Origin of the sequence: uncultured Parasphingopyxis sp. (assembly GCF_937129435.1) — a bacterium.
Taxonomy (GTDB): domain Bacteria; phylum Pseudomonadota; class Alphaproteobacteria; order Sphingomonadales; family Sphingomonadaceae; genus Parasphingopyxis.
On the sequence record NZ_CAKZNF010000024.1, the window covers coordinates 59,264 to 72,787 of the forward strand.

Genomic DNA, 13,524 nt, shown 5'->3' on the forward strand with positions numbered 1-13,524 from the left:
CTAGCTTTTCATCCGTTCGACGGGATGGCCCGTGGCGACACCGCCCGACAGGTCGGCAACCCAGGGATAGCGCTTCGCCACTTCGGGCGTGTAGCCGAGGTTGAAGACGGTCTCGCTCTTCTCCTTGCGATCCTGCCGCTCGTAAAAGGTGCCGAGCAACCTGTCCCAGAAGAAGTTGGTGATGCCGTAATTGCCCTGCTCGTCATGGAAATGGTGCGCCATGTGACGGGCCTTCATCCGGGCGAGCCACTTGTTCTTCGGCTTGTACTTCAGGTGCTGCACGCAGTGGCAGAACTCGTAGAAACAGGTCGTCAGCAGGCCGGCGCCGATCGCCATCGCCATGCCGCCGATGCCGCCGATCAGCCAGCCGATCGGTGCGAGAATGACGATAATCGTCGGCAGCGTCGTATAGAGCGCGCCGAACAGCACCTCGAGATGATTGGGGTCCTGGTGGTGGTCGTAATGGATACGCTTCCAGACCGAGGCGAGCGACTTGTGCTTGAACATCCAGCGGCCGTGCAGCACCCAGCGGTGCAGCGCATACCAGGCGAGCGGATAGGCGGCGACGGCAATCGCTGCGGCCGCCAGCGACGGCAGCAGCGGCGCCGGATTGTAATAGAAAACCACGCCGCAGATCAGCGTCAACGCCAGATAGGCGATGATGGCCGGATACTGGAAATAGGCGACGACCAGTTCCCTGAGCGTCATCTTGTCGAGATAATGCGACCGGTTCCAGATCCCCGGACGCGCCATTGTTGCGGCTTTCACGTCAAAAATCCTCAAAAAATTGTTCTGCGGGAAGCGCGCTGCAAGCGCCCCGACCCGCCGCTCTAAGTGGATGGATATGAACGTGCAATGAGGCAGCTTTGCGACGAGAATCGCGCGCGCAGAAGGGGATTCGTCGCGGATTCAGACCAGTTTGGCGGTGCGGGCGGGTCTGCCCAGCGCCTCGCGATCCTCTCGATCGAGGCCAAGCCGTAGCGTCACCCAGCAAAGCGGCAAAAAAGTGACGATCAATATGGCGGCACGAATCGGCGCGCCCAGCGGTTCCACGGCCCATCCGATCGCAGCCAGTGCGGCGAATCCCGCCAGGCCCGCGGCGAGCCCGCGCAGGAAGAGGCCGTCGAACGGGTGCAGCCGCTCGGCGAACCAGAGCTCGCATACGGCTGCCCAGGCGACCGCCACCGCGCCGACGGCAACCGCGATGGCCATGCCTTCGCCGCCCATGGACGGGGTGAGCAAGATGGCGAGAAGCGCCCAGCTGCCGATACCGATCAGGCTGTTGACGAGCGGCCAGCCGCGATGGCCGGTCATCTCGACGATCGGCGTCGCCGGTCCGATCACCGCCTCGCCCATCCGCGCGGCGACGAGGATCGTCAGCATCATGATCGCCGCGCCGGCGCCGGGTGCGAACAGGCTCAAGATTTCGCTCCCGAGCAGGATCAGCAGCCCGCCGATCGGAATGACGAGCGCGGCCGAGATGCGCGAGGCGAAGGCGTAGAGCGGCGCGATGCGTTTGCGGTCGCGCGCGGCCTGCGCCGAGCTGAGCGGTGCGAGCACGTAGAGGAAGGCCTGGCGCACGATCAGCGGGATCGAAGCGACCTTGCGCGCAATGCCGAACAGCCCGGCCGCCGTCGCGCCCTGCGCGCCCGGCAGCATGACGTTGAGGAGCACGGGCGGGAGGTCGTTGAGCGTGCGGCGGGTGACCGCGCTGGGAAGCAACGCGACGCCGGACCCCAGCAGGTTGCCGCGCAGCGCGCCGGTCGTTGGCGCGGTGAGCAGCAGGCGAAGGTCGTAATAGCGGCCGAGCAGGCGGACCGCGAGGATGGCAACCAGCGCGAGCGAGAGGAGGTGTGCGACGAGCAGGCCGATGCTCGTCATCCCGGCGAAGAAAAGGGCCACCGCCAGCGCCAACCGCACCAGCTGTTCCCAGAAGATCCGCAACCGGATTTCCGGCCCGAAGGCGCGGCGTGCGCGGGCCGCCGCGGTTGCCACCTCGATAAACGTCCAGAGCGGCAGCGCCCAGGCGAACAGCGCGATGATGAAGGGCAGGCGGGGCGCGTCTTCGGGCGCGACCGAGAGCAGCCCGGCGATCGCTTCGGCATTGAGCGAGACGGCAAGCGCGATCAAGGTGGCGGGAATCACCGTCACCGTCAGCGCGAAGCGCACCGCCGCATGCGCGGCGTCCTCTTGCTGTGTCGGCACGACGCGCTGCAGGGCTTCGGTCAACGACAGGTCGACAATCTTTTCCGCCATGTTCACCGCCGACCAGAGCACGATGTAGATGCCGTAGGTCGCGATGCCGAAGAGCCAGGTGTAGATCGGCTGCGCGACGACCTCGATCACTGCGCCGAGCCGCGCAAGCGCCGCCATGCCCGCCCCCTGGGCAACGTCGCGGCGTTCGATATCTGTGTCCTGCCCCCCGGGCACTTACCTATTCCTCGGTTCGGATCAGCACGGCCTCGCCGATCAGCAGGAACAGGAAGAACGGCGCCCAGGCTGCGAGCATTGGCGGATAGGCGCCGATATTGCCCATGGCGAGCGCGAAATTGTCGGCGACGAAATAGGTGAAGCCGAGCGCCATGCCGATGATCGCGCGGATGAAGAGCTGCCCCGACCGTGCCAGCCCGAAGCCCGCGATCGCACCGAGGAGCGGCATCAATATCGTCGAAAGCGGGCCGGAAATCTTGTGCCAGAGCCCTGCCTCCAGTCCCACGGTTGGCCGGCCCGCCGCCTGCAGGTCGGCAATCGCCTCCTGCAATTGCGGGAAATTGAGCGCGCGCGCCTCGACATTCGACAGCGTGAACTGATCCGGCGTCACGCCTTCGGCCACGGTGATCGTGCCGAGTTCCTCGCGCTCCACGCCGTCGACCTCGAAGCGCGTCGCGTTCTCCAACCGCCAGGCCTCGCCGTCGCGCCGCGCGATATCGCCATGGACGATCGTGTGCAGCGTGCCGTCGCGACGGTCGTAAATCGTCACGTCGCGCAGCACCGTGCCGTCGCGGCGCCCGCTGGCCGATGCCGCGTTGATCAGGTCGTCGCCGTCGCGCACCCAGACATTGGTGGAACTGCTGCTGTCCGGGATCGGGCCGTATTCGACCGCCTCCCAGGCGCTCAGCGTCGCATAGGCGGGCGCGGTGACGCGCTCGTTGAAGACGAAGAGCAGCCCGGCGATGACGAGGCTCGACAGGATCAGCGGCGCCAGGATCTGGTGCGCCGATGCGCCCGCCGCCTTCATCGAGATGACCTCGCTATTCGCGTTGAGGGTCGAGAGGGCGATCAACGAGCCCAATAGCGCTGAAAAAGGCAGGAAACGCTCAATCAGTTGCGGTACGCGCAGCGAGACATAGAGCCACAGTTCGGCTTCGCCATTGCCGGGCTGGGCAAGAATCGCCCCCGATTCGCCGAGCAGGTCGAGCGCCATCAGGATGACGACGAGCCCGGCAAGCACAGCGAAGACGCGCGTCACGAAAACGCGCGCCATATACCAGGCGATCGTCCGCGACGGGAAGAATTGAAGCGAGACGGCGGCCATCGACTAGTCGGCTGCCACGGTGCGGCGTCGCCGGAAGAGCGATTTCACTGCGCTGAACGTTTTCGAGAAGGCGCGTTCGAGTGCGCCAATCGGCTGGCCGCCGGGCACATAGGCGATCTGATAGTACATCCAGGCGATCATCGCACTGAACACGACGAACGGTACCCATAGCGAAATCCAGGGGCTGACAAGGCCCAGCGCCGCCGCATCTTCGCCATATTGGCAGATCTTGTGATAGGTCACGACGATCACGATCGACAGGAACACGCCGAGCGCCGAACTCGATCGCTTGGGCGGCACGGCGAGCGCCACCGCCAGCAACGGCAGCAGGAACATCATCGCCACCTCGGCGAGGCGGTAATGGAAATTCGCCCGGCTCGCCATGCGCAGGTCCGGGGGCGCGCGTGGATCGTCTCCGACGCGAACGAGTTCGGGCAGGGTCAGCTCGCGATGAATGCCGCCGCGGCCGCGAAAGGCGTCGACCCGGGGCAGGTTGATGGGCAGGTCGTGGCTTTCGAAGCTCAGCACGCGGGGGCGGCTGAAATCGGCCTCGTCATGGACGAGGCGGCCATTGGTCAGGCGCAAGAGGATCGTGTCGGGATCGTCGGTGCCCATGAACGTGCCCTGCTCGGCGGCGACGGCGAGGTCGCGGCCCTCGTCGGTCGTCGTGCGGACGAAGATGCCATAGAGATCGGTGCCTTCATTCTCGCTGCGTTCGACGCGCAATGTCATGCCGCTGCCCAGCCGGTTGAACTCGCCGACCTTGATCGAGGCGCCGAGCGCGCCCTGGCGCAGCTCGAACTGGAGATTCTCGTACGAGTATCGCGCCATCGGCTGAAGATAGCCGACGATGACGAGGTTCAGCAGCACGAAGCCGATGGTGAAAAGATAGGGGACGAAGAGCAGCCGCCGATAGCCGAGGCCGACGGCGCGAAAGACGTCGAGCTCGGACGAAAGGGCGAGCTTGCGGAAGGCGAGCAGGATGCCGAGCAGCAGGCCGACCGGGATCGCCATCGACAGATATTCGGGAACGAGATTGGCCAGCATCTGCCAGACGACGCTGACCGGGCCGCCCTCCTTCGCCACGAAATCGAACAATCGCAGCATCTTGTCGAGCACCAGCAGCATGGCGGCAATGACCAGCGTTCCCACCAGCGGCAGGATGATGAGCCGGAACATATACCGGTCGGTGGCGGTAAAAAGTTGCAACTTTCAGTCGTTCCATGACCACAATTTGGCCGCAAGGCTCGGCGATAGAAGGCAGAAATAGGGGAATAGCCTGTGTTTTGCCATGGCCGATATTGGGCGATCGGGCCGAGGCGCGTAATTTTTGGAGTTATTGATGCTGAAAAGCAAAATCGTCCCGATCCTTGCCGCGACCGCACTGACCGCTCTTTCGAGCGGCGCCAATGCGGGCACGCGTGTGCCGAACGACCTGTCCAACTGCCGCTCCGGCGCTTCGGGCACGGCGGTGCTCGTCAACGTCCAGGGCTTTCGCCAGGGCACCGGCCGCGTCCGCGTGCAATCCTATAGCGGCGCGAACAACTGGCTGGAACGCGGCCAGTGGCTGCACCGCGTCGACATTCCCGTACGGCTGCAGGGCAATGACATGACCGTCTGCCTGCCGCTTCCTGGTCCCGGTTCCTACGGCATCGCCGTGCGGCATGATCTCAACAATAACGGCCGGTCGGACCGGCGCGACGGCGGCGGGTTCTCGCGCAATCCCAACATCTCCTTTCCGTTCAACATGGAGCCGAACTATTCGGAGGTTTCGTTCCGCGCCAATGCGGGCGTGAACCGCCTGAATATCGTCCTGAACTATCTTCAGGGCGCGTCCGTGGAGCCGATCCAGTTCTAGCCGATGGTGTGCGTCGCCCTCCTCTCCAATCCGCGATCGACCGGAAATGTGGCCATGCTGCCGCGGATCCGGAAATATTGCGCGGAGAGGGCCGACATCTTCCATTATGAAGTGGAGGATGTCGACCAGATCGGGGCGGCGCTCGCGACCATCGCGCGGGTGAAACCGCAGATCCTGGCGATCAACGGCGGCGACGGCACGGTGCAGGCGGCGATGACCGAACTGCACCATGGCGCGCATTTCGGCGATACGCCGCCGCCGGTCGCGGTCCTGCCCAACGGCAAGACGAACCTGATCGCGCTCGATCTGGGTGCCGAGGGCGATCCGATCGCCGCGCTCGACAAGATCATGGAAATCGCGCGCACGGGCCTCGACGGTCACATCGTCGGGCGCGAGCTGATCTCGCTGTCGGGCGGAACGGCGAACGGGCGGCCGGTGATCGGCATGTTCGTGGGCGGGGCCGGGCTGTCGGACACGATCCTCTATTGCCGGCACAAAATCTATCCGCTCGGCCTGCCGAACGGGATCAGCCATGTGCTCACCGCCATTGCGCTGATCTTCGCCTCGTTCTTGCGGATCAAGGCGCGCTTCCTGCCGCCGCCGGCCCGGCCGGTCAGCATTTCGATCATGCAGCAGGGGGAATATCAGGGGAAATATGCCCTGTTGATCATCACCACGCTCGAACGGCTGCTGCTGAAGACGCAGACCAATCATGACGACGGCACCACCGGCCCGCTGAAGCTGATGGCGGTCGAACAGCGCCCGCTCGCGATGATGCGCGCGCTCTGGGCCAGCCTGATGGGCAAGCTCGGCCGGTCGAAAATGTCGGGCGTGCACCTGTCGCGCGGCACCGAAATCCGCATCGAAGGCGCCCATTCCAGCGTGATCTTCGACGGCGAACTGTTCGAGACCAATAACGACCGGCCGATCGTCCTGACGCCGACACGGCCTGTACCGTTCGTCTCGCTGGCGGCGTGACCTCGCTTCCCGAACTGGTCGCGGCCGAGCTCGGCGAGCCGGTCGATCCGCGCGTATCGGCCTTCGCCGCGCACATCGCCGGCGAATATGGCGAGGCTGCGCGCGCCGTGCTGTTCTACGGCTCTTGCCTTCGCAGCGAGCAGCTCGATGGCGAGATGCTCGATTTCTACCTGATCGTTTCCGATTATCGCGCCGCCTATGCCAAGCGCTGGCTGGCGACCGCGAACCGCCTGATCCCGCCCAACGTCTTTCCGGCGAACTATGACGGGTTGCAGGCGAAGATCGCCGTGCTCAGCGAAGCCGATTTTCTGCGCGAGATGGGCGATGATGCGCGCAGCGTATCGGTCTGGGCGCGCTTCGCCCAGCCTTCGCGGCTGGTCTGGGCGGCCGACGAAGCGGCGCGGCGGGATGCGATCGAAACCGTCGCGCAGGCTGCGCCAACGCTCTTCCGGCACACATTGCCCATGATGGACGAGGCCGATGCGGCCGATGCGCTGGCGATATGGCGCCGCGGCTTCGCGCTGACCTATTCCGCCGAACTGCGCGCCGAACGCAAGACGCGGTCGGGTTCGATCGTCGATGCGACGCCCGATCGCTATGCGCGTTTCGGCGAGGCGGCGCTGGCGGCGATCGGAGACGAGGCGGCGAAAAACCCGAAGCGGATGGCGCGCTGGTGGCGGTCGACCCGCCGCAAAGGCAAGGCGTTGACCCTGCTACGCCTCACCAAGGCAAGCGCGACCTATGCCGGCGGCGTCGATTATCTCGCCTGGAAGATCAACCGGCATGCCGGCACCGATATCCGCGTCAAACCCTGGCAACGGCGATGGCCGCTGCTCGGCGCGGTCGTGCTGCTGCCGCGACTCCTGATTAGGGGCGCCGTCCGCTAGGCGCCGGTGCGGTTCGCCCCTATTCCGCCGCGATCTGTGCCCGGGTCCGCTCGCGAAGCGCGGTGCGGATCGCTTCGGCAAGTTCGGCCATGGTGAACGGCTTTCGCAGCACCATCCGGTTTTCGAGCTGATCGAGTTCGCCGCCCTCGCCGACATAGCCGGTCACGAAAACGACAGGCAGATCGGGATGATCGGGGGCGATATGGGCGACGAGTTCGGGCCCGGTCATATCCGGCATCACGACATCGGTGAGCAACAGGTCGATCGGCTGCGACCCGCTGAGAGCAGCAAGCGCGGCTTGCGCACCGTCGCACGGAATGACGGCGCATTGCAGCTCCTCAAGCGCCTCGGACGTCGCGCGAAGCACCCTCGGATCGTCCTCGACGACGAGGATTGTGTGGCCGGCAATGTGCCGCTCGCCTGCTTCGGGACCGAGCGAACCGGCATCGGCCGACGCCTTTTGCACCGCGCCGCCATGGCGCGGGAGATAGATCGAAACCGTCGTTCCCTCGCCGACGGTGCTGTCGATCCCGACATCGCCGCCCGATTGCCGGGCGAAACCGAAAATCTGGCTCATCCCGAGGCCGGTACCCTTGCCGACCTCCTTGGTCGTGAAAAAGGGTTCGAACACGCGCTCGATCACCTCGGGTCCCATACCGCAGCCATCGTCGCTGACGGCGATGCGGACATAGTCGCCCGCCGGCAGCTCGTTGATCTGCCGATCGTCGAGCGGGCAATTGGCGACGGCGATCCGCATGGCGCCGGTGCCGTCCATCGCGTCGCGGCCGTTGACGGCGAGGTTGACGATGGCGCTTTCCAGCTGGCGCGGATCGACCCAGACCGGCCAGCAATCGGTTTCGCAATCGATCGACACCTCGATCCGCTCGCCGATCGTCCGTTCGATCAGCCCGGCCATCTGATCGACAAGCTCGGCCGGATCGGTCGCCGCGGGCAATAACGGTTCGGACCGGGCAAAGGCGAGCAGGCGTCGCGTCAGCGCGGCGGCCCTGTCGGCGCCGTCCGCCGCATTGTCCAAATGCCGCCGGATCGCATCGTCGTCATCGTCCAGCTTGCGCCGGGCGAGATCGATTCCGCCGACCACGACCGACAGCATATTGTTGAAATCGTGCGCGATGCCGCCGGTCAGCCGGCCGACGGCTTCCAGTTTCTGCGCCTGGCGGAGCTTCTGTTCGGCGGCGACGCGCTCGGTCACCTCGGCGCGCAATTCGGCGTTGAGCGTTTCGAGTTCGGCGGTGCGCTGGCTGACCGCTTCTTCCAGTTCATCGGCACGCTGGTCGGCGCGGTGGCGGTCGCGAAATGCCCGTACCGTGGCCCATGCAAGGGCCAGCGCGACGATCCCGAGGATCACGCCCGCAATCGTCAACAGTGTCGCGAGCAGGTTCGACTTTTCGGTGGTCTCGATCCGTGCTGCCGACAGCTCGGCGAGCCGGGCACGCTCATTGTCGGCGATCCGGTCGAGCGTACTGGTGATGCCCGCTCCCGCACTGCTGACGGCGGTCTCGTTATGCAACGACAGAGCCTCCCAATTGCGCCGGGCATTGGCGTAGCTGGCCGTCCGTGAAAGCTCCCGGCCATATTGATCGTAGAGCAGACCGACCTGACGCGTCAGTTCGAGTTGCTCGGGCCGGTCGTCGAGCAATTGTTCGAGCCGGCCGATCTGGCGGCCCGCAATGCGCCATTCGTCGCGATAGATTGTGCCGAGCCGACGGTCGCTGTTGATGACGAACCGGCCGAGCGCCGCTTCCGAGCGCGATCGCGCGCCCTCGATGGCGCGGGTCAGCATGATGATCTCGTAGCTGCGGCGTTCGCGATCCGCCGCCGCGTCGCGCTCGCTGTTCGACTGGGCGACGAGATAGAGCAGCCCGGCCATCATCAGCGCGAGCAGCAGTGCCCCTGCGCTCAGCAGGCCGCGACGCCAGGCCTGGCGGGAACTATTCTCCCCGCCGCCGAAAAGCCAGTTTTCTTCCACCATTTAAGCGCCCCTTATAGGGGCTGATCGCCGATCGGGGTAGTTATGCGGAGCTTAACGCGCCTGCGCCCGGTCCATTGACCGCAGCGGCAGCGCGCTCTGCCGCGCGACACGCGGTCAGCCGATCGCGCCGGTCGCCTTGCCCGCGGATTCGAACATGCCGAGGATCTGTTCGACCTGTTCGGCCGAATGCTCCGCACATAGCGAACAGCGCAGCAGGTAGATGCCCGCAGGCGTCGCAGGCGGCCGCGCCATGTTCACATACAGCCCTTCTTCGAGCAGCGCCTGCCACATCCGCACGGCCTGTTCCTGGTCGTCGAGCAGCACGGCGAGGATCGCGCTTTCGGGTTCCTCTGTCGCGAGCCGGAAACCGAGATCGCGCAACCCCTTGTGCAGCCGCTTCGAATTTTCCCACAGATGCGCGCGCTTGTTCCCGGCGTGCATCAGCTTGCGGATCGAGGTCGCGGCGGTGGCGACCACCGATGGCGGCAGCGAGGCCGTGAAGGTGTAGGGACGGCAGACGAGCCGGAGAAATTCGGTCTTGGGATGGTTGGACACGCAGAAACCGCCGACGGTGCCGACGCTTTTGGAGAAGGTCCCGATCACGAAATCGACCTGGTCGAGCACCCCCTGCGCTTCGGCGACGCCGCGGCCATGTTCGCCGAAAAAGCCCATCGAATGCGCTTCGTCGACCAGCACCATCGCGCCGAACTTCTTGGCCACCGTCACCATCTTGTCGAGCGGCGCGATATCACCGAGCATCGAATAGACGCCCTCGAGCACGACGAGTTTGCCGGCCTCGGGCGGCAGGCGGCCGAGACGCTTTTCGAGGTCTTCGACATTGTTGTGGCGGAAGCGGACGATATCGGCATTGCCGAGAAAGCAGCCGTCATAGATGGAGGCATGGCTGTCGGCGTCGAGGATGACATAATCGCCCTTGCCGGCGAGCGTGGAAACGATGCCGAGATTGGCCTGGTAGCCGGTCGAAAAGACCATGGCATGGCCCATGCCGTAGAATTCGCACAGCGCCGCCTCGACATCCTTGTGCCCGACATAGGTGCCGTTAAGCACCCGGCTGCCCGTCGTGCCCGATCCGAATTCCTTGAGCGCGTCGACACCGGCCTGGATGACATCGGGATCGAAGGTCATGCCCATATAGTTGTAGGTGCCGAGCAGGATCGTGTCCTTGCCCTGGATCACCGCTTCGGTCGGCGATTTCACCTCGTCCATGACGATGGCGAAGGGGTCGCGCACGCCCGTTCCGAGCAGCCGGTCGCGTTCCTGGATCAGCGGTTCGAATTTTTCGAACAGGTCGCGCGATTGTGGTCCATCCGCGGCCAGCACATCGGCTGCGGTCTGGCTTCCGGCCATACTCATTGCTGCAACTCTCCCACGGCGTCGACCAGCTGGCCCACCGTCTCGATTTCCGCCTGCTGGTTCATCGTGATGATGATATCGAATTCGTCCTCGACCGAGGCGACGAAGTCCATCACGGTCAGGCTGTCCCATTCGAGGTCGCCGACGAAGGTGGTTTCTTCCTTGAGGTCGACGCCCTTTTCATTGAACGGCTCGATCAAGCCCTTCACCTTTTCGAACGTCGCGGTGCGATCTGTCATATTGCGTCCCTAAAAGCCAAGATTCGGGCTTGGCAAGAGAATTGGGCGGCAAAGCGGCGAAGGCTTGTTGATTTGAGCGCGCCGTGGCAGATCGCCGCGATGACGCAAACGCCCGAAAATGCCGAGGATGCGTGGCCCGAGGCGATGAACTACCTGCTTCGCACCGCGCAGCAGAACCACGTGCATTGGAGCCTGATTGCCGACCAGAAGGCGAGTGTGCTCGTCGGCGCGAGCTTCGTCGTGTTCACACTGGCGCTGCGGGAGGGGATGGGCGCGTCGCCGAGCATCGCCTCGTTCATTCTGGCCGCCGCATCCTTCCTTTCCGCCGTGCTCGCCGTGATGGCGATCATTCCTTCGACGAAAAAGGCGCCCGGCACGCCCAATCTGCTGTTTTTCGGCGGTTTCGCGGGGATCGGCGAGGATGAATATATCACCGACATGCTGGAAAGGACGAAGGACCGCGAGGAGATCTACCGTCTCATGCTGCGCGACATCCACCAGAATGGCAGCGTGCTTCACCGGAAGAAATACCGCTTTCTCGCCTATGCGTTTCGGGCCTTTCTTGTCGGCCTGGTGCTCTCCTTCGGCGCCTATATCGCCGAACTCGTGCTGCGCGCGGGCTAGAGCCAGCCCTTTTCGCGATACCAGTTTGCGGTCTGGGCCAGTCCGTCGTCGTCCCGATAGCGCGGCGCCCATAGATCGGCTGGCGGCGCGCGATCGGGATCGACCGCCCAGTCCGGATGGCAGAAATAACGGGCGCGGTCCGGCGTCAGCTTCGCATTCTTTCCCCGATACAGCCGGTCCGACCGGGCGGCGAGACGGACGAGCCAGGCGGGCATCGAATAGGTACGCACCTTTCGCCCGACGGCGCGGCCCAGCGCTTCGCCGAATTCGCGGTGCGTCAGCCCGCCCTCGCGCCGGTCGTCGGGTTCGTAAAGAGCGCCGATCGTACCCGCCGCGTTGACGATAGCGGCGATGAGCTCACACAGGTCCGCGACATGGATGAGCGAGATCCGGCCCGGGGGCGGGAGAATGATTCTGCCCTTCGCCGCCATCTTGAACAGCTCCAGCGTTTCGCGGTCGCCGGGGCCGTAGACGGCGGGCGGGCGGATGATCGTCCAGTCGAGCCCGCTCTCGCGCACCCGCTCTTCGCTCCCCGCCTTCGACCAGCCATAGAGCGAAAGGTCGGGCTCACGCGCGGCGAGCGAGGAGATATGGACGAAGCGCCGCACGCCCTTCGCCTGCGCCGCCGCGATCATGCGTTCGGTGCCGGCGATATTCGCCTCGGCAAAGCCCTCGCGATCGGGCGCGGAGATGGCGCCGGCGATATGGACCACCGCACCCGCGCCCTCGCAGAGCTTTTCGAGGGCCGGGGTGTCGCCGAGATCGCCTTCGATCCAGCAAACGCCGTCGCGCGGCTCCTGCGGACGGCGCGTCAGGGCGCGGAGCGTGTGGCCGCTGCCGAGCGCCAGGTCGAGAAAGTGCCGGCCGACGAAACCGGTGCCGCCCGTAACGGCGATAACGCTCACAGCAGCACCATATGGTCGCGGTGGACGAGCGCGGCGCGCGGGGCGTAGCCGAGCAGGTCTCCCAGTTCGTCCGAGCGGTGGCCGACGATGCGCGCCGCCGTGTCCGCATCATATTCGGCGAGGCCATGGGCGATCTTCGCGCCGTCCGGCCCTGCGATCTCGACGACATCGCCCCGCGCGAACGCGCCCGTGACACCGGTCGCGCCCGCCGGCAGCAGGCTCTTGCCCGACCGCAGCGCATCCACAGCACCGGCATCGATGGTGATGCAGCCATGCACGGTCAGCCGCCCGGCGAGCCAGGTCTTGCGGGCATTCGCGCCGGCCTCGGCCGTGAACACCGTGCCGCGCCTGGTTTCGGCGAAGCGCGCCAGCGGATGGTCTTCGATGCCCGAGATGATCGCGAGCGGGATTCCTGCCGTGGTCGCGATCCGGGCGGCCTCGACTTTCGATGCCATGCCGCCCGACCCAAGACCCGATCCCGATGACGAACCGGCCATGGCCGTAATATCGCCGTCGATCGCGTCCACCGTTTCGATCAGCCGCGCATCGGCGTCGCTCGCCGGATCGGCGGTGAAAAGGCCCTCGACATCGGAGAGCAGGATCACGCCGTCCGCGCGTGCGGCCTGGCCGATCCGCGCGGCGAGCCGGTCATTGTCGCCGAAGCGGATTTCCTCGGTCGCGACGCTGTCATTCTCGTTGACGATGGGGATGGCGCCAAGGCCGATCAGCCGGTCGAGCGTCGCCGCCGCGTTCAGGTAGCGCCGCCTGTCCTCGAGATCGCCGAGCGTTACGAGGATCTGCGCCGCCGCGATATCGTGTGCACCGAGCAGCTCGGCCCAGCATTGCGACAACGCGATCTGGCCGGCCGCCGCCGCCGCCTGCGCATCGTCGAGGCTCCGCCGCCCGCCATGCGACAGCCCGAGCCGCCGCGCGCCGAGGGCAATGGCGCCCGAGCAGACGATGACGATCTGCTGCCCGGCGCTGCGCCGCTCGACCAGGTCGGCGACCAGCGTCTCCAGCCACTCCCGCCGCACCGCGCCTTCGTCGCCGACAAGCAGCGACGAGCCGATCTTGACGACAAGGCGGGGGCAGGCGGTGGGGGTGAAGGTCATTATAATCCTCCCCGGTACG

Annotated in this window: 13 protein-coding genes; 4 read left to right on the top strand and 9 right to left on the bottom strand. The window is 65.6% G+C overall.

The genetic code is table 11. The features are described 5' to 3' along the window. From Q0139_RS04655 to Q0139_RS04670, 4 genes are all read right to left on the bottom strand, one after another. Entirely contained in the window at window positions 1-753 is a 753-nt protein-coding gene (locus Q0139_RS04655) for a sterol desaturase family protein (RefSeq protein WP_298018351.1), read from the bottom strand. A gap of 156 nt (window positions 754-909) precedes the next feature. Further along, entirely contained in the window at window positions 910-2,430 is a 1,521-nt protein-coding gene (locus Q0139_RS04660) for a lipopolysaccharide biosynthesis protein (protein ID WP_298018192.1), read from the bottom strand. A gap of 4 nt (window positions 2,431-2,434) precedes the next feature. Then, entirely contained in the window at window positions 2,435-3,535 is a 1,101-nt protein-coding gene (gene lptG, locus Q0139_RS04665) for an LPS export ABC transporter permease LptG (RefSeq protein ID WP_298018197.1), read from the bottom strand. 3 nt (window positions 3,536-3,538) lie between these two features. Further along, window positions 3,539-4,714, bottom strand: a complete 1,176-nt coding sequence (locus Q0139_RS04670; protein WP_298018354.1) for an LptF/LptG family permease — start codon at window positions 4,712-4,714, stop codon at window positions 3,539-3,541. 163 nt (window positions 4,715-4,877) lie between these two features. On the opposite strand from Q0139_RS04670, the gene Q0139_RS04675 reads away from it, so the two are divergent. From Q0139_RS04675 to Q0139_RS04685, 3 genes are read left to right on the top strand one after another with little or no spacing between them, the layout of a single operon-like run. Further along, entirely contained in the window at window positions 4,878-5,393 is a 516-nt protein-coding gene (locus tag Q0139_RS04675) for a DUF2141 domain-containing protein (protein WP_298018200.1), read from the top strand. 3 nt (window positions 5,394-5,396) lie between these two features. Then, entirely contained in the window at window positions 5,397-6,371 is a 975-nt protein-coding gene (locus Q0139_RS04680) for a diacylglycerol kinase family protein (RefSeq protein ID WP_298018203.1), read from the top strand. After that, entirely contained in the window at window positions 6,368-7,258 is an 891-nt protein-coding gene (locus Q0139_RS04685; RefSeq protein ID WP_298018205.1) for a hypothetical protein, read from the top strand. The genes Q0139_RS04680 and Q0139_RS04685 overlap by 4 nt, the downstream gene beginning before the upstream one ends. Before the next feature lie 19 nt (window positions 7,259-7,277). On the opposite strand, the gene Q0139_RS04690 is transcribed toward Q0139_RS04685, so the two are convergent. The 3 genes from Q0139_RS04690 to Q0139_RS04700 all read right to left on the bottom strand — a co-directional run bounded on the left by Q0139_RS04690 (window position 7,278) and on the right by Q0139_RS04700 (window position 10,864). Then, on the bottom strand, window positions 7,278-9,251 hold the full coding sequence (locus Q0139_RS04690) for an ATP-binding protein (protein ID WP_298018208.1): 1,974 nt from the start codon (window positions 9,249-9,251) through the stop codon (window positions 7,278-7,280). Between the two features lie 114 nt (window positions 9,252-9,365). Then, window positions 9,366-10,619, bottom strand: coding sequence for an aminotransferase class I/II-fold pyridoxal phosphate-dependent enzyme (locus tag Q0139_RS04695; protein ID WP_298018357.1), 1,254 nt, complete (start codon window positions 10,617-10,619; stop codon window positions 9,366-9,368). A gap of 2 nt (window positions 10,620-10,621) precedes the next feature. Next, window positions 10,622-10,864 carry an acyl carrier protein gene (locus Q0139_RS04700; RefSeq protein ID WP_298018211.1) on the bottom strand — a complete coding sequence of 81 codons (243 nt, stop codon included), beginning with the start codon at window positions 10,862-10,864 and terminating at the stop codon, window positions 10,622-10,624. Between the two features lie 72 nt (window positions 10,865-10,936). Between Q0139_RS04700 and Q0139_RS04705 the strand changes: the two genes are divergently transcribed. Further along, complete coding sequence (locus Q0139_RS04705; RefSeq protein WP_298018214.1) at window positions 10,937-11,488, top strand: Pycsar system effector family protein; 552 nt, start codon at window positions 10,937-10,939, stop codon at window positions 11,486-11,488. Here Q0139_RS04705 and Q0139_RS04710 read toward each other — a convergent pair. Continuing rightward, window positions 11,485-12,393 (bottom strand): NAD(P)-dependent oxidoreductase, encoded by a 909-nt coding sequence (locus tag Q0139_RS04710; RefSeq protein ID WP_298018217.1) that lies wholly within the window; start codon window positions 12,391-12,393, stop codon window positions 11,485-11,487. The genes Q0139_RS04705 and Q0139_RS04710 overlap by 4 nt on opposite strands. Continuing rightward, complete coding sequence (proB, locus tag Q0139_RS04715) at window positions 12,390-13,505, bottom strand: glutamate 5-kinase (RefSeq protein WP_298018220.1); 1,116 nt, start codon at window positions 13,503-13,505, stop codon at window positions 12,390-12,392. Before proB ends, Q0139_RS04710 begins: the two co-directional genes overlap by 4 nt. Window positions 13,506-13,524: the final 19 nt, after the last annotated feature.